This is a genomic window from uncultured Formosa sp. (assembly GCF_947500765.1).
Taxonomy (GTDB): domain Bacteria; phylum Bacteroidota; class Bacteroidia; order Flavobacteriales; family Flavobacteriaceae; genus Formosa.
Genome location: NZ_CANMTH010000010.1, coordinates 76138 through 93005, shown reverse-complemented (window position 1 = coordinate 93005; position 16868 = coordinate 76138). Strand labels below are relative to the sequence as shown.

Here is a 16868-nt window from a genome sequence, read left to right as displayed (position 1 = left end):
ATTATACATTAAGTACAATCTCATATAATACGGAGTAATAATACTTAATTTAAACAATGCATATTTATGAGCTACTTTTAAGATAGATAACACTAAAATACTTTCGGATTTTCTATATATAATTAAATTGCTAAATTTAGTGCAAAACTTCGCAACTAATGATATAAAATACGTTAGGTGTAATTTTTCCCTCACATTAAATAAAGATAATATTGATGAATATGAAGAACATTTTAATCGTTTCCATTCTACTTTTAATACTAAGCTGTAAAGAGAAAAGTAAAAACGTTGATAACCAAGTGATTTGGAAGCCTTATAATGATTCTTTAGAGGTTGTTGCAAATGCAGATCACGAAATATCGCGTATGCAATTCAAGCTAGTTCAGTCTAAAGTACTAGATAAAAATGATGTTTTTTTACCACTTTATAATGAAGTATCTGAAATAACTGAACTTGATTACAATAAGTGGAAGTCTTATGTTTTAGAACAAGATATACCTAGAATTCAAGCCCATATAGCAGCTGGTGACTTAAGTTATGAAAACTTAGTTTTATTTTATTTATACCGTATTTATAAATATGAATTGAATAATGAGACTACACTAAATACTATACTTGCTTTAAATAAAGATGTTATTGAACAAGCAAAATTATGTGACGAGGTTTTGGCAAAATTTCCTGAAGCTAAGAGGCATGAGATTTATGGAATGCCAATTCTTTTAAAAGATAATATTGGTACACAAGGAATGCATACAACAGCAGGGGCAATTGCTTTTATGGATAATAATACGGATGATGCTTTTATAGTAAAACAATTAAAAGCACATGGCGCATTGATATTGGGTAAAGTTAATTTAAGCGAGTGGGCTTATTTTTTATGTACAGGCTGTCCAGTTGGTTACAGTGCTGTTGGTGGGCAAACTTTAAATCCTTATGGACGTAAAATTTTTGAAACTGGAGGTTCTAGTGCAGGTAGTGGAACCGCGGTTGCAGCTAATTATGCGGTTGCAGCCGTGGGAACTGAAACTTCGGGTTCTATATTATCTCCTTCAAGTCAAAATTCTATAGTCGGTTTAAAACCTACAATTGGTTTACTAAGTAGAACAGGAATAGTACCTATATCAAGCACACTAGATACGCCTGGTCCTATGGCAAAAAATGTTACGGATACTGCAATTTTATTGTCGGCAATGACAGGCAAAGATCCAGCTGATGTAAAATCTGTTTCAATTGATAAAAATTATATTGATATGGGAGTAAATGCTCTATCAGGAAAAAGATTTGGAGCTTTTAAAAATTTAATAGATTCTGATAGTATTTATGCATCAACAATAAAGACTTTAAAGAATCTTGGTGCAGAAATTGTAGAGTTTATACCTGAAAGCGTAAACTTACTAGGATTTAGAAGTATTTTAAGTATTGATATGAAAAATGATTTACCATTTTATATTCAAGAACATGTATTGAATAAAGATGTTTTGGAAGTTTCTAATATTCCAGATCTTATTAATTACAATAAACAGGATAGTTTAATTAGAATTCCGTATGGTCAAGCACTATTTGAAGGAATTGTTGCTGATACTGTTTCATCAGAACAATTGAAGGTGATTATATTAGAATTAGAAAATAAAAGTAGAACACATTTAAATACTATTTTAAATTTAAATCATTTAGACGCCATTTTAAGTGTTAATAATTATTATGCGGGTCTTGCGGCAGTAGCAAAATACCCAGCATTAACAGTTCCGATGGGGTACAAAAGAACAGGCGAACCAGAAAATTTAACGTTTATAGCGAAGCCTTTTGAAGAAGATAAGCTGTTACAACTTGGTATAGCATTTGAAAAAGCAACCAAAGCACGTAAGCAACCAATTGATTATATAGATTAGTTTTTTTGAAGCATTATAGTTAGGCTTAGTTATAATCTCCTTATTTAAATAGAATGAGCCCGATGTAATGTCGGGCTCATTTTTATTAGCATTTAAAGCTCATTTTTATTTCAATGCTTTGTCAACTATAATTTTATTATCACGATTGGCTAATTCCCAAGCTGTGTAAAATACTAATCGTGTTCTGTTTTCTAATAAATCGTACTGAATTTTATCAGGTGTATCTGTTGGTTTGTGATAATCGTCGTGAGTTCCGTTAAAATAGAAAATAACAGGGATGTTGTTCTTTGCAAAGTTATAATGGTCTGAACGGTAGTAAAATCTATTCGGATCGTTATTATCATTAAACGTATAGTCAAGTTCTATATTACAACAAGACGCGTTTACAGTTTCAGAAATAGTGTGTAATTCGGTACTTAGTTTATCGCTTCCAATTAAATATAAATAATTTCTATTGGTACTTTCTCGCTTTGGATCTGTTCTACCAATCATATCAATATTTAAATCAACCATAGTTTCGTTTAGAGGAATAATAGGGTCGTAATCTGCATAATAACTAGAACCCAATAACCCTTTTTCTTCACCAGTAACGTGTAAAAATAAAATAGAACGTTTAGGGCCTTTTCCATTATTTTTAGCTGTTTTAAAAGCTTCAGCAATTTCTAAAAGAGCTACGGTTCCAGAGCCATCATCGTCTGCTCCATTGTAAACAATTCCATCTTTAATGCCTTCGTGATCTAAGTGTGCAGAAACAACAATGACTTCATTTGGTTTTTCTGTTCCTTTAATAAATGCAGCAACATTTTCGGAATTAAAATTGTCACTTACTTTCTTAAAATCTAAATTAAAAGCTGTTTTTATTGTCTTTGGATTGCTTTCTGTAGAAATACTAGGAAAAATAGATTCAGCTAGGTTGGTATTAATTATAAAATAAAATAAAGATTCTTCATTTGCTTGTAAACTCATTCTGCCTCTAGATTTACCATAGCGGTTTGCTGCCATTTGGTATGAGTCTGGTGCATAGAATAAAATAGCTTTAGCGCCTTTTTCTTTAGCAAGATCTCTCTTTAATGCAAATTCTTGTCTGAAATTAGACCATTTACTAGCTTCTTTTGTTGCTGAAGCTAAATACGTACCATCTGCTGTTTTAGGTTCTCCTGCTTTAAATAAAACAACTTTACCTGCAATGTCTATATCTTTATAATCAGAATACAAATCGGTTTCAATACCATATCCTACATAAGTAATTTCGGTAGTATTTATTTGACCAGTTTTACTAGGAAGGATAGAAACGAAATCTGAAATTAAATTAAAATTAGTATTATTTATACTTAGGCTCACTTCAGGAGTGTTTAGAATTTCTAAAGGAACTTCTTGAAAATACTCTCCATCTTTTTTTGCAGCAGGGATACTTAAATCTACATAACGTTGTTTTAAAAATTCGATAGCTTTTTTCTGACCTGGCTGACCTGTTTCTCGACCTTCAAATTCGTCTGAAGCATAAATCATTAAATCTGTTCTCAATTCGTCTGCAGTTATACTTTTTGCATAAAAATTGACATCTTTTGGCGTTTCTGTTTCCTGTTGTACTGTAGTTGTTTTTGTAGAACTTCCGCAGCTTAATACTAGTGCCGTGACACTAGCAAGCATGAAGGTTTTTTTCATAAATAAAATTGGTTTAGTTTTTTAAGATACTATATTACAAAAACCGATTTTAAATATTTTATAAATTAATTTACTTTAACATAATTAAGTCCGTAAAAGGTATGTTTTTTTAATGGTTAGTTTTAATATCTTCATTTAAAGCTGGTCGATTGGGTTGATTTGCCAATTGCCAGGCTGTTGCAAAAACAAACTGAGCACGTTTTTGAAGCATTGAAAAATTAATCTTATCTACAGTATCTGTTGCTTTGTGGTAATCTGCATGTGTTCCGTTAAAATAGAAAATAACAGGTATATTGTGTTTCGCAAAGTTGTAATGATCGGATCTGTAATAAAACTGATTTTTATCGTTTAAAGCGTTAAATGTGTAGTCTAATTCTAAATTAAAATAGGTACTGTTTATTTTTTCTGAAGCATTATGAAGATCATTACTTAAACGGTCGGAACCTATTAAATATACATAATTAGGATTATCTATGTGCTTATCATCTACACGACCAATCATATCAATATTTAAATCTGCTATGGTATTTTTTAAAGGAAAAATAGGGTGTTCAGAATAGTATTTAGAACCATATAAACCGATTTCTTCAGCTGTGACATGCAAGAATAAAATACTGCGTTTTGGCTGATAGCCGTTTAAAGCTGCTTGTTTAAATGCTTGTGCAATTTCTAAAACGGCAACTGTTCCAGATCCATCGTCGTCGGCACCATTATAAATTTCACCTTTAATAATACCAACATGGTCCAGATGGGCAGAAATAACTAAAACTTCATCTGGTTTTTCAGAACCTTCAATAAATGCTAATACATTTTTAGAAGCATCTATACCGTCTGGTAAATAGGATGCAGGGATGTGTTGAAAATAAACAGAATCGTTAATGGGAGACTGAATGCCTTCGTTAATGTAATAGTGTTTTAAATAGTTTACAGCTTTTTTTTGTCCGTTAGTTCCGGTAGCTCGACCTTCAAACTCATTCGAAGCATAAATTTCTAAATGGTTTTTTAATTCTTCTGCAGTAATTGTATTTATATATTTTCTGACAATGCTACTATCTTGAACTATAAGAGAATCTATAGCGTTTTTACTTATAGCGTTATCTTTAGCCTCTGCACATGACATTAATACCAGAAAAGAGGGGAGAAGTGAAAGAAGTTTTAAATGCATAATATTGTTTATAATGAGGTGTTTATACAATAGATTATTTTTGTTTAGAATTTGAATTGATACTATCTTGAGGGCCATCTTCTTCTTCTTCGAAGTCATTTTCAAGATCGTTCTCATCATCACTAATATCTTGTTCAATTTTTTGTTCTGTAGGAACTTTTTCTTCTGCAGGAGGAGGTGTAATAAATAATTTTGAAACAGAAAATATAAGAGCTATACTACTAAGTAAAATAGCCAGTTGTGCCGTTGCCTTTGGTTGTATTTTGTGTTTAGATAAATAAAGGCCATAAATGGCCAAAACAAGTGCTATTATTGCAGGGATAGAAGCAAATATAGATTTAGGAAGCGTTGCCCATACTGTTGCAACTATAGATAAGATTAATGCTGAGACAACACTTATTTTTCTCATGGTTTAATATTTAATCTGAAACGATTCTGATTTTTTAATCGAAAATACGATGTTTTTTTAAGTCTATACTAAAGATATAATGTTAAAAATAAGAAAAGCCCTTTTACAAATGAAAAGGGCTTTAATATAAAGGTAATTTGTTGTAATTAAATTGCAATTTATTTCCATCCACCACCAAGGGCTTCGTATAAATCTACAACATTTAATAATTGCTGAAGTTTACTTTCTACAACATTAAGTTCTGCATTTAAAGCCGCAGTTCTTGCTGTTAATAAATCTAAATAGGTGCTAAAACCATAGTTTAAAAGTTCTTCAGAATTAATCTCTGCTTTTCTTAAAGCAACAACTTCATTTTCTCTAAAAACTATTTTACGTTTTTCTGCATCATAATTATATAATGTAGTAGACACTTCGTTACCTGCGGTAAGTAATGTTTTTTCGAAATTTAAAAGCGCTTGTTCTTGTTGTGCAATTGCGACTTCATGTTGTGTTCTAATGCTTCGTTTGTTAAATAACGGTTGCGTTAAACCTCCAACAATACTTGAAAAAATAGAATTAGCGCTAATCCAATCTTTAATATCTAAACTTTGGAATCCTCCTGAAGCCGTTAATGTTAAAGATGGGTAAAACTGACTTTTAGCAACGTTTGTTAATTCAAAAGCATTGATTAGAGCATATTCTGCTGCCATAACATCTGGTCTATTACGTAATAGAACTGCTGGTACACCAACTTTCATATCTGTGTCTAATTTCTGAATATCTAAATCGCTTCTTTCAATTGTATTTGGACTTCTTCCTAATAATAAACTAAGTGTATTTTCTGTTGTAAAAATAGCGCTTTCAATATCTATTTTTAAAGCACTTGCACTATTAAATTGAGCAATACTTTGGTCTACAGCAACTTGATTAACTTGTCCAGCATCTTTTAAGGCTTGTATTGTTTCTACACTTTTTTCACGAGTTACAATAGATTCGTTGGTTATTTTAAGCTGAGCATCTAAAGCTAATAATTGATAATATGTTGTTGCGATTTGTGCAACTAATATTGTTTTTACTGCTTTATGAGCTGCTACAGATTGCAAATAACTAGCGTCTGAAGCGCGTTTAGAACTTCTTATTTTTCCCCAAATATCTGCTTCCCAAGATAAGCTAGCAGTTAAATCGTATGAATCTATAGAGCCATTGAAAATAGATCCAAACTGGCTGTTTTCAGAATATTTATCTCGTGAAGCTGTTCCGCTTAAATCTAATGAAGGAAAATATCCAGACTTACCTTGTTTAGCATAAGATTCTGCAGCAATCATTTGTTGAATAGCTATTCTTATATCTATGTTGTTTTGCAGACCTTCTTCAATGTATTGATTTAAAAAAGGGTCTGTAAACAAATCTTTCCAAGATACATCAGCCATAGACGTGCTGTCTGTTGGCAGATTATCTGTTCTGTATAAATCTGGTGTTTCATTAAATTCTGGTCGTTCATAGTCTTTAGCAACAAAACAACTTTGTAATGTTACCACAGCAAAAAGCAATACCGAAATTTTACTAAATGCGTTATGTTTTATTATTGATATCATACGATTATTGTTCAATGTTTTGTTCGATTACTACGGGTTTACTAGATACTTTTTCTTGTAACCATTGGAATAAAATAAATAATATAGGTATTATAAATACTCCTAAGAATGTACCAATAAGCATACCTCCGGCAGCACCTGTACCAATTGATTTATTTCCTTCTGCACCTACACCTTTAGCCAATACTAAGGGCATTAACCCTAAAATAAAAGCAAAAGAAGTCATTAAAATTGGACGTAAACGTGCTTTTGCACCATGAATGGCTGCACTTACAATCTCTTCGCCATTCCTTCTTCTTTGCAATGCAAACTCTACAATAAGAATGGCGTTTTTGGCAAGTAAACCAATAAGCATGATGAGGGCAATTTGGAAATAAATGTTATTTTCTAACCCAAATGATTTTGTACTTATGTAGGCTCCAAATACTCCAAAAGGAATAGATAGTACAACCGCAAATGGTAATAAGTAACTTTCGTATTGTGCACTTAATAAGAAGTAAACAAAAAGGATACTTAGTATAAAAATAAATGTAGTTTGGTTTCCCGCATTTACTTCTTCACGTGTTAAACCAGAATATGCAACAGTATAATTACTAGGTAATTTAGCGGCTTCTTCTTCTATAATTTTAATGGCGTCACCAGTACTAAATCCGTCGTTAGTTGCTCCTGTAATTGTTGTTGAATTAAACAAGTTAAATCTAGTAACCGATTGTGGACCATATACACGTTTTAAATTTACAAACTGTGTTATTGGAGCCATTTCGCCAGATTCCGTTCTCACATACATACTGTTTAAATCACTTTCGTCTGCTCTGTCTTCTGGTAATGCTTGAATATATACTCTAAATTGTTTACCAAAACGAGAGAAGTCTGAGGCATAAACCCCTCCAATATATCCTTGTAAGGTTGAGAATATACTATTAATAGGAACTCCTTTTTCTTTAGCCAAAGGTACATTAACCTCCATTTCGTATTGAGGATATTTCGTATTGAAAGCAGATTGCGCATATTTAATTTCAGGGTGTTTCATTAAAGATGCAGAGAATTCTTGATTCATTTTATCTAAGTCTGTAAACTCACCACCAAACTTATCTAATAAGTTTACTTCGAAACCAGCAGAGTTACCAAAACCACGAATACTAGGCGGTGCAAAGAAAATAATATTGGCTTCAGGAATAGAAGCAGCAATACCAAATAATTTTCCTGTAATAGCATTAGAAGATAATGTTTCACCTTCTCGTTCACTCCAGTCATTTAATTTAATAATACCAAAACCAAAGTTTGTCCCAGCACCACTAATTATACTTCTACCTTTAATAAAGTTTACCCCATTAATACCTTCAAGGTCCTTAATTTTTCCGTATAACTCTTTTGTTACAGCATTTGTTCTATCAAGAGAAGAACCTGCTGGTAATTCAATATTCGCAAAAATAATTCCTCTATCTTCATTAGGTACAAAACCTGTTGGCGTTGTTTTTGCAGCCCAGAATATACCTGTAACAGCTATAACTAGAAGTAAAACAGGTATCCATTTTTTTCTATATAGAAAGTGAAGTGAGCTACCATACTTTTCTATAGTTGCATTAAATCCTCTGTTAAAAAGGGTGTAAAAACGTTGCAATGGATTTTTCCCATTTAGTTCGTGATCATCTTTATGTGTTTTTAATAATAAAGCACATAAAGCAGGACTTAACGTTAATGCGTTTACTGCTGAAATTAAAATAGCAATAATTAAAGTGACACCAAATTGTTCGTAGAATACACCTGTCGGACCTGTTACAAAAGTAACGGGAATAAATACAGCAGCCATTACTAAGGTGATCGAGATAATTGCTCCAGAAATTTCATTCATGGCAACTAGTGTCGCTGTTTTAGGATTTTTTTCTCCTTCATCCATCTTGGCATGTACGGCTTCTACAACTACAATGGCATCATCTACCACAATACCAATGGCGAGGACGAGTGCGAATAACGTTAAAAGGTTTATAGAGTATCCGAAAACATTTAAGAAAAAGAATGTACCAATAATAGAAACTGGTACTGCAATAGCGGGAATTAAAGTCGATCGGAAATCTTGTAAGAAGATAAAAACAACTATAAATACCAGTATAAAAGCTTCGATTAAAGTGTGTATAACTTTTTCTATTGATGCATTTAAGAATAAACTCGTATCATAAGGCACAAAAACTTTAATACCTGTAGGTAAATCATTTTCTATAGATGAGATAGTCGATTTTATGTTTTCAATAATCTCTTGTGCATTAGATCCTTTAGTTTGATAAACGCCCATAAAGACTGCAGGATTACCTAAACTCATGGCATTAGAAGAGTAAGATTGTGCATCTAATTCTATGGTTGCAACATCGTCTAATTTTAAAAATTCGCCGTTACCTAATGCTTTAATTACAATATCACCGTATTGCTTTTCTTCTTTAAAACGACCACTATAGGTTAATGTATAAGAGAACGCTTCACCATTGTTTTCTCCTAAAGACCCTGCGGCAGCTTCTAAGTTTTGTTCGGCTAAAACAGCAGAAATATCTGAAGGAATTAAATTATAAGCAGCTAATTTTTCAGGTTTTAACCAAACACGCATTGCATAATCTTGTTGAGAAAATACACTAACATCTCCAACACCTTTAATACGTTGCATGGCTGGAATAACGTTAATTTTTAGGTAGTTCTGAATAAATGTTGCATCGTAATCTTCATTTTCAGAATAAAAAGAGACAAACATTAAAGCACTTGTTTCCTGCTTTTGAGTTGTAACACCGGTTGCTATAACTTCGGCAGGTAATAATGGATTTGCTCTAGCGACACGGTTCTGAACGTTTACGGCAGCAATATCGGCGTCCATTTCTTGATCAAAATATACTGTGATTTCTGCAGTACCGTTGTTAGATGCTGTAGAGGTAATGTACGTCATACCTTCAACACCATTTATTTGTTCTTCTATAGGAATAATAACACTCTCTAATACCGTTTCGGCATTTGCTCCTGTATAAGATGCTGTAACCTTAATGGTAGGCGGTGCAATATCTGGATATTCTTCTACCGGTAAACTGGTTATACTGATTACCCCTAGGATAACTATGATAATAGAAATTACCGTTGAAAGAACGGGTCTTTCAATAAATGTTTTTAACATATTTTATGAATTTCTAGTTTTTAAATAAAGTTTCTATAGGCTTAATTACTTCGCTAAAAGGAACTTCTTGTGGCGTAATTACCATATCGTTTCTTACTTTACCTATACCTGAAGTAATAATTTTATCGTTTGCGTTTAAACCAGATTCTATAACGTATAAACCATCTATAGATGCTTTAATTTCAATAATGGTATTAACGACTTTATTACCTTCACCTAATTTGTAAAGCATGATTTTACCTTGTTGTTCATAGGTTGCTTGTTGTGGTACTACTATGGCATCTTTAAATACTGTAGGAATTTGTATTTTACCACTACTACCATTTGTAATTAACTGATTTGGGTTGTCGAAAATGGCTCTAAGACTTACCGTTCCTGTATTTTGATTGATTTGTCCAGTACTAGTCTGAATTTTACCTTTTTCAGAATACATGCTACCATTTGCTAAGATTAAATTAACATCCGGATAGTTGGCTAACTTTTCTTCTAGATTTTTACCTTTTGTGTTTTGTAAAAAATCTAAGTATTGTGTTTCATTCAAACTAAAAAACGCATACACTTTACTAATATCGCTTACCGTTGTTAAAGGTGTAGGATCGCTAGGGCTAATTAAAGAACCTTCTCTAAAATTAATAGCTCCTACATAACCATTTACAGGGCTTTTTATAGTTGCGTATCCAATGTTTGCATTAATACTACTGTAACTAGCTTCTGCTTGTGCTAAATTTGCTTTTGCTGTTTCTAGTTGTACGTTACTAATAATTCCTTTTTCTACTAAAGGAATAAGTTTTTCAACTTCAACTTTAGCGACATTAACACGTGCTTTTGCAGCTCCAGCGTCTTGGCTTAAAGATTGAGTTTCTAATTTAAATAAAGGTTGACCTTTCCTAACTGGTTCACCTTCGTCTATTAATACTTTTTGAATATAGCCACTTACTTTTGCGCTTACTTGACTACTAACAATACCTTTTATACTGGTAGGGTAAGTTTTAAAAGCAGTAACTGTCTTGTTTTGTAATGTTGTAACAGGGAATGGAGGAGCTTGTTGTTGCTGTGGTTGTTCTGTTTTTTTATCTCCACAACTTATAAAGGTTACCGCTAATAATGAAAGCGATAGCATAATGTAATGACTTTTTTTCATATTATTCTTGAATTATTAATGCTACTATTTTTATTATTTATGAACTATTTTTTCTTTTAATTTTATAATTGACTTCGTGGCTTCTTCTAAAAAAGTGATATAGTTATTATGAAAGTCTAGACTGAATAGTTGTGTTTCATCAACATTAAATTCATTCATTTTTTCTTTATACGACTTCATTTCTAGATGTAACTCTTTCTCTGAAGTCCAAGAATCAATCATATCATCCATATGTGTTAAAATATGGCATTTACTAATAATAAAGTATTTTTTTCTGTCACCTTGTTTTGTAAAGTATTCTAATTGTTTTAAATCTAATAAATGATTTAAATGTGTGGAAATGGTACTCTTACTGGCACATAAATTGGTCACTAAATCATCGAAAGTTACTCCTGATCTACCTGTTAAAACTACAAAAGAAATTATACGAGCGGCAACAGGAGCTAATTGATTGTTCTTTTCTATAACAACCCCAAGCTTTTCGACAAGTTTATGTTTTTCTTCTAGCAGTGGTTTCTCCATAATTAATAAAATTTGAGCAAATATAAGGTTGGTTCGGTTTTTTCCGAACTAAAAACAAGTTAATTAATTGTTAAAAGAATAACCTTGTGTCGTGTTGTGTTCTTTGTATAGTGTAATGTGTCGTTTTCGAGCTGTATAAGTGTTTATAATGTGAGTTTTTAAACGTTCTATTCTTTTTTTTAGGTAAATTATTATAAATAGTTGTGTTCCCTAAGTCTATTTTAGATGTAAAACCTTACTGATATTTAGGAATAAAAAAAAGAATTGATTTTTTAAAAACGATATTAATAATCTGTAAAATCAGGAGGTGTTATTTTCATTTTTTTTACTTTTAGTCTTGCTAATTTTTCTCTTTAAATAAAACGGTTCGCAAACAAAAAAAATAATTTAGAAATACTAAGAAATTATGGAAAAAGCATCGGTAACTACATCTGTATATGGGAGTACTCCAAACGGAAAACAAGTAGATTTATATAAACTTAAAAATGTAAATGGTATGGAAGTCGATATTATTACGTTTGGAGGAATTATAACGTCTTTAAAAGTACCGAATAAAGCCCATAAATTCGAAAATGTTGTTTTAGGTTATAACGAATTAGAACCTTATTTAACAAATCCAACGTATTTTGGAGCAATAATAGGGCGTTACGGAAACCGTATTGCTAAAGGTAAGTTTTCGTTGAACGGAACAAATTATTCTTTAGCAATTAATAATGGAGAAAATACTTTACATGGAGGAAATAAAGGGTTCGATAAAGTTATTTGGACAGCAGAGCCTATAGAAACAAAAGAGACCGTTGCTTTAAGATTAACGTATTTAAGCAAAGATATGGAAGAGGGGTTCCCTGGTAATTTAGATGTTACTGTAATTTATACTTTAACATCAGATGATACTTTAAAAGTAGATTATATGGCCACTACAGATAAAACGACTGTTATAAATTTAACGCAGCACTCATATTTTAATCTGTCCGGAGATTTTACTAAAAGTATTGTAGATGAAACCGTAATGATAAATGCAGCTGCTTATATTCCTACAGATAAAGATGCAATTCCAACAGGAGAAATAGCTTCTGTTACGGGAACACCTTTCGATTTTACAACTTCTAAAAGCGTAGGGAAGGACATTGATGCAGATCATGTTCAAATTAAAAATGGTTCAGGGTTTGACCATAGTTGGGTTTTAAATAACCCAGAGCAAGGGTTGCGTTTGGCAGCAACAGTTCACGATAACACTAGTGGTAGATATTTAGAAGTAAGTACAGACGAACCTGGAGTACAGTTTTATACTGCAAATTTTTTAGAAGCCCCCTTTGTGCCTCGTGGTGCATTGTGTTTAGAAACGCAACATTACCCAGATTCACCAAATAGAGATACATTTCCTTCAACAATATTAAATCCAGGTGAAGTTTATAAATCGCGAACAACTTTTAAGTTTTCAATTAAATAAAATTAAATTGTAATGCAATTTTGTAATTGAAGCGATCCCTAAATTCAGTTTAATTTTTTTATTCTTGTAAATCTAGATAATTATAAAATTAGAATCGTTAGGTTATTCTTATCTTTAAAATCTTATTTATAAGTTATGATTGAAGAATTAAAAATGCATTATGGGTATTTGTTTGAAGATGAGTTGCTTCAAGAAATAAATCAATGCGGACTTTTTAAAGCCGTCCCAGAAGGTTTTACGCTTATGGATATTGGTCAGCCTATTTCACATATGCCACTTTTAATTAGCGGTGCTCTAAAAATTTTAAGAGAAGATGAAAATGGAGACGAATTGTTACTCTATTTTATAGAGCAAGGAGATACATGTACCATGAGTATTTCTTGCTGTATGGGAAATTCTAAAAGTGAAATTAGAGCTATGGCAGAAACTGAGGCGACTTTAATTATGGTTCCTGTTGAAAAGATGGGAGAATGGATGGGGAAATATAGAAGCTGGCAAAATTTTATACTTCAAAGTTATCATGAACGGACCATAGAGTTGTTAGAATCTATAGATACCATTGCGTTTTTAAAAATGGACGAACGTTTATTAAAATATTTAAAAGATAAAGCTATGGTTAATCATAACGAAATGATTGCTGTAACGCATCAAGATATTGCTCAAGATTTACATACATCTAGAGTTGTAATTTCTAGATTACTTAAAAAACTAGAAAATGATGGACGCCTAAAATTGTACCGTAATCAAATTCATTTATTAGATTTATAGATTTTTTTCGCTTAATATATACCAATTACTTAATTTATTGTTTAATATCCTATTGTAACTTAGGTTACTTGCAAAACGTCTACTTAACAGTACATTTGTTTAAATTTTACACATGGATATTACACAACTCATAGGATTTATAGGCGCACTTGTTGTTGGTTTAGTTTTAGGACTAACCGGTGGTGGAGGTTCTATTTTAACGGTGCCTATTCTGGTGTATTTACTTATGCTTAATCCTGTAACAGCAACAGCATATTCTTTATTTATTGTTGGGGTTTCTTCTAGTTTTGGTGCTTTTAGAAATTATCAGAAAGGCTTAGTAGATTTAAAAATAGCTGCTGTATTTGCCGTTCCTGCTTTTACAATGGTGTATCTCACACGTAAATTTATAATTCCAGCTATTCCAGATAATATTTACGAAATAGGAAGTTTTGTCATTACCAAAGACCTTTTTATTATGGTTATGTTTGCTCTAATGATGGTGATTGCTTCGGTAACCATGTTACAACCTAAAAAAAATGAACACAAAGAGCATGCACATAGAAAATTAAGTAATCTTTTAATTTTTAATCAAGCCATTGTTATTGGTTTTTTTACAGGAATTGTTGGTGCAGGTGGCGGATTTATAATTATTCCAGCTTTAATAATCTTAGGGAATTTATCCATGAAAAAAGCTGTGGGTACATCCTTATTTATCATCGCAATAAATTCTTTGATAGGGTTTATGGGAGATGTTGGTAATATTGAAATTGATTGGGTGTTTTTACTAAGTTTTACATTAATAGCCATTGTTGGTATATTTTTAGGAGGGTATTTGTCTAATTATATTTCAGGAAAAAAACTTAAAAAAGGCTTTGGTTGGTTTATATTAGTCATGGGGGTATATATTATAATTAAAGAACTTGTAATGTAATCTATCTAATAGTCAGTTAAGTCGTTTAAATACTAGTAATTTAATAAAGAATAAAAAAACTATGAAAGTAAATCAAATATATACAGGTTGTTTAGCGCAAGGTGCTTATTATATAGAAAGTAATGGTGAAGTTGCTATTATAGATCCGTTGCGTGAGGTCGCTCCTTATGTCAGTCGGGCAGAAAAAGATGGTGCGAAAATTAAATATATTTTCGAAACTCATTTTCATGCAGATTTTGTAAGTGGTCATGTTACTTTATCAGAATTAACGGGTGCTCCTATAATATTCGGACCTACAGCAAATCCGTCGTTCGACGCAATTATAGCCAAAGATGGTCAGGAATTTAAATTGGGAAATGTTGTTATAAAAGTATTGCATACGCCTGGTCACACTATGGAAAGTGCAACGTTTCTCTTAAAAGATGAAACAGGAAAAGATCATGCTATTTTTAGTGGTGATACATTGTTCTTGGGAGATGTTGGTCGTCCAGATTTAGCACAAAAAGGAGAGGTTACTCAAGACGATTTAGCTGGTTTTTTATATGATAGTTTAAGAACTAAAATCATGCCTTTATCTAACGATGTGATAGTCTATCCAGGACACGGTGCAGGATCTGCGTGTGGAAAGAATATGATGAAAGAGACCATAGATACTTTAGGAAATCAGAAAAAAATGAATTATGCCTTACGTGCAGACATGACAAAATCTGAATTTATTAAAGAAGTTACAGATGGGCTGGCACCACCACCACAATATTTTCCGTTAAATGTAAAAATGAATAAAGAAGGTTACGATAATATAGATACTGTAATTGAAAAAGGAACAAAAGCCCTGAAACCAGATGCCTTTGAAACGGTAGCAAATACTATTGAAGCCTTAGTTTTAGATGTGCGTCATCAAGACAATTTTGTTAAAGGACATATTCCGCGCTCTATTTTTATAGGATTGCAAGGCGGGTTTGCACCATGGGTTGGAGCGCTAATTAAAGATGTAAAACAACCTATTTTATTAGTTACAGATCCAGGAATGGAAGAGGAAACTGTTATTCGTTTATCGCGTGTAGGTTTCGATAATACATTAGGTTATTTAGAAGGTGGTTTTGAGGCATGGAAAACTGCCGGTAAGGAATACGATACTATTTCGTCTATTACTGCAGAGACGTTTAAAACACGATTAGAAGCAGAAAAATTGAATGTTTTTGATGTCAGAAAAGATTCAGAATATGCTTCAGAACATATTGATAATGCTAAAAATGCATCATTAGAATTTATAAACGAATACTTGTCAGATTTTCCTAACGATACACCTTTTTATGTGCATTGTGCAGGAGGATATAGATCCATAATTGCGGCTTCGATATTAAAAAGCAGAGGCTATCATAATTTAATAGATATAGCAGGAGGGATGAAAGCCATTAAAGAAGTAGGTATACCGTTAACAGACTTTGTATGTCCTACAACTTTAAAAAAGTAAGGTAATTTAATACATGTTAATTGTTTACGGAAAAACGTATTAAAAGGTTGTGTTTTTAGCAGTGTATAATTTTTAAAACATATAGTTATGAGTCGATTTTCAGAACTTATTAAACAGGATAAACCTGTTTTGGTCGATTTTTTTGCAGAATGGTGCGGACCATGTAAAGCAATGGCACCAATTTTAAAAGATGTAAAAGAGAGCTTGGGAGAGTCGGTTTCAATTATAAAAATTGATGTCGATAAAAATCAAGAATTAGCTTCTAAATTAAATGTAAGAGGCGTACCAACTTTAGTTTTATATAAGTCAGGAAAACAAATATGGAGACAATCTGGAGTTGTTCAAAAATCAGATTTAATTCAAATTATAAAACAAGGTAGTTAATTTAAATGGTTAGCAATCTAGAATTGATTAATAGTAGTGTTAAAAGCGTTCTTAATGGGACGCTTTTTGATGTCTTATATCTTGTGAAATGAGGTAATTAAATTAAAGATTAAAGTTAAATATTTTATAAAATTGATATTTAAAACGATAAAGGTTGTCTGTGAAATGATAAATTAGTAGTGTTTTGATTGCTTTTGTTAACATTTTTTTAGAAACCTGATTCGCCTTTCTTCCCAATTTTAAGTACATTTGAGGCTTAACAAAGACTAGTTTTTAAATAGTGAATTTATTTAATCAACGAAAAAATAAATCGTTTAATTATAAGGCTAAGTTTCAAGAAGAGCATGTTAAACCTTCGAACGAAAT

At 31.8% G+C, this 16868-nt stretch carries 13 protein-coding genes; 6 read left to right on the top strand and 7 right to left on the bottom strand.

The genetic code is table 11. The features are described 5' to 3' along the window. The first annotated feature begins 221 nt into the window (after positions 1-221). Positions 222-1889: an amidase family protein gene (locus tag Q1B05_RS15605; RefSeq protein WP_299781888.1), complete on the top strand. Its 1668-nt coding sequence runs from the start codon at positions 222-224 to the stop codon at positions 1887-1889. Positions 1890-1994: 105 nt separating this feature from the next. Here Q1B05_RS15605 and Q1B05_RS15600 read toward each other — a convergent pair whose 3' ends face one another. The 7 genes from Q1B05_RS15600 to Q1B05_RS15570 all read right to left on the bottom strand — a co-directional run bounded on the left by Q1B05_RS15600 (position 1995) and on the right by Q1B05_RS15570 (position 11513). Then, positions 1995-3554 carry a M28 family peptidase gene (locus tag Q1B05_RS15600; protein ID WP_299781887.1) on the bottom strand — a complete coding sequence of 520 codons (1560 nt, stop codon included), beginning with the start codon at positions 3552-3554 and terminating at the stop codon, positions 1995-1997. Between the two features lie 109 nt (positions 3555-3663). Beyond that, positions 3664-4719, bottom strand: coding sequence for a M28 family metallopeptidase (locus tag Q1B05_RS15595; RefSeq protein WP_299781886.1), 1056 nt, complete (start codon positions 4717-4719; stop codon positions 3664-3666). A gap of 34 nt (positions 4720-4753) precedes the next feature. Further along, entirely contained in the window at positions 4754-5128 is a 375-nt protein-coding gene (locus tag Q1B05_RS15590) for a hypothetical protein (RefSeq protein WP_299781885.1), read from the bottom strand. 158 nt (positions 5129-5286) lie between these two features. Then, a complete protein-coding gene (locus tag Q1B05_RS15585) occupies positions 5287-6702 on the bottom strand; it encodes an efflux transporter outer membrane subunit (protein WP_299781884.1) in 1416 nt (471 codons plus the stop codon). A gap of 4 nt (positions 6703-6706) precedes the next feature. After that, positions 6707-9850, bottom strand: coding sequence for an efflux RND transporter permease subunit (locus Q1B05_RS15580; protein WP_299781883.1), 3144 nt, complete (start codon positions 9848-9850; stop codon positions 6707-6709). Between the two features lie 13 nt (positions 9851-9863). Beyond that, positions 9864-10991: an efflux RND transporter periplasmic adaptor subunit gene (locus Q1B05_RS15575; protein WP_299781882.1), complete on the bottom strand. Its 1128-nt coding sequence runs from the start codon at positions 10989-10991 to the stop codon at positions 9864-9866. A 33-nt stretch (positions 10992-11024) separates the two neighbouring features. Further along, a complete protein-coding gene (locus Q1B05_RS15570) occupies positions 11025-11513 on the bottom strand; it encodes a transcriptional regulator (protein ID WP_299781881.1) in 489 nt (162 codons plus the stop codon). 406 nt (positions 11514-11919) lie between these two features. On the opposite strand from Q1B05_RS15570, the gene Q1B05_RS15565 reads away from it, so the two are divergent. From Q1B05_RS15565 to trxA, 5 genes are all read left to right on the top strand, one after another. Next, positions 11920-12963 (top strand): aldose epimerase family protein, encoded by a 1044-nt coding sequence (locus Q1B05_RS15565; RefSeq protein WP_299781880.1) that lies wholly within the window; start codon positions 11920-11922, stop codon positions 12961-12963. A gap of 135 nt (positions 12964-13098) precedes the next feature. Continuing rightward, a complete protein-coding gene (locus Q1B05_RS15560; RefSeq protein ID WP_299781879.1) occupies positions 13099-13731 on the top strand; it encodes a Crp/Fnr family transcriptional regulator in 633 nt (210 codons plus the stop codon). A 112-nt stretch (positions 13732-13843) separates the two neighbouring features. Continuing rightward, the gene (locus Q1B05_RS15555) at positions 13844-14644 is read left to right on the top strand and encodes a sulfite exporter TauE/SafE family protein (protein ID WP_299781878.1); all 801 of its coding nucleotides are present in this window, start codon (positions 13844-13846) and stop codon (positions 14642-14644) included. 61 nt (positions 14645-14705) lie between these two features. Beyond that, complete coding sequence (locus Q1B05_RS15550; protein WP_299781877.1) at positions 14706-16118, top strand: MBL fold metallo-hydrolase; 1413 nt, start codon at positions 14706-14708, stop codon at positions 16116-16118. 87 nt (positions 16119-16205) lie between these two features. Continuing rightward, a complete protein-coding gene (trxA, locus tag Q1B05_RS15545; protein WP_299781876.1) occupies positions 16206-16502 on the top strand; it encodes a thioredoxin in 297 nt (98 codons plus the stop codon). Positions 16503-16868: the final 366 nt, after the last annotated feature.

Bases quoted from the DNA above. Each gene is read 5' to 3' on its own strand.
- Q1B05_RS15565 (WP_299781880.1), top strand. From the start codon at position 11,920: ATGGAAAAAGCATCGGTAACTACATCTGTATATGGGAGTACTCCAAAC.
- Q1B05_RS15585 (WP_299781884.1), bottom strand. From the start codon at position 6,702: ATGATATCAATAATAAAACATAACGCATTTAGTAAAATTTCGGTATTG.
- Q1B05_RS15600 (WP_299781887.1), bottom strand. From the start codon at position 3,554: ATGAAAAAAACCTTCATGCTTGCTAGTGTCACGGCACTAGTATTAAGC.
- trxA (WP_299781876.1), top strand. From the start codon at position 16,206: ATGAGTCGATTTTCAGAACTTATTAAACAGGATAAACCTGTTTTGGTC.
- Q1B05_RS15580 (WP_299781883.1), bottom strand. From the start codon at position 9,850: ATGTTAAAAACATTTATTGAAAGACCCGTTCTTTCAACGGTAATTTCT.
- Q1B05_RS15560 (WP_299781879.1), top strand. From the start codon at position 13,099: ATGATTGAAGAATTAAAAATGCATTATGGGTATTTGTTTGAAGATGAG.
- Q1B05_RS15590 (WP_299781885.1), bottom strand. From the start codon at position 5,128: ATGAGAAAAATAAGTGTTGTCTCAGCATTAATCTTATCTATAGTTGCA.
- Q1B05_RS15595 (WP_299781886.1), bottom strand. From the start codon at position 4,719: ATGCATTTAAAACTTCTTTCACTTCTCCCCTCTTTTCTGGTATTAATG.
- Q1B05_RS15605 (WP_299781888.1), top strand. From the start codon at position 222: ATGAAGAACATTTTAATCGTTTCCATTCTACTTTTAATACTAAGCTGT.
- Q1B05_RS15555 (WP_299781878.1), top strand. From the start codon at position 13,844: ATGGATATTACACAACTCATAGGATTTATAGGCGCACTTGTTGTTGGT.
- Q1B05_RS15550 (WP_299781877.1), top strand. From the start codon at position 14,706: ATGAAAGTAAATCAAATATATACAGGTTGTTTAGCGCAAGGTGCTTAT.
- Q1B05_RS15575 (WP_299781882.1), bottom strand. From the start codon at position 10,991: ATGAAAAAAAGTCATTACATTATGCTATCGCTTTCATTATTAGCGGTA.
- Q1B05_RS15570 (WP_299781881.1), bottom strand. From the start codon at position 11,513: ATGGAGAAACCACTGCTAGAAGAAAAACATAAACTTGTCGAAAAGCTT.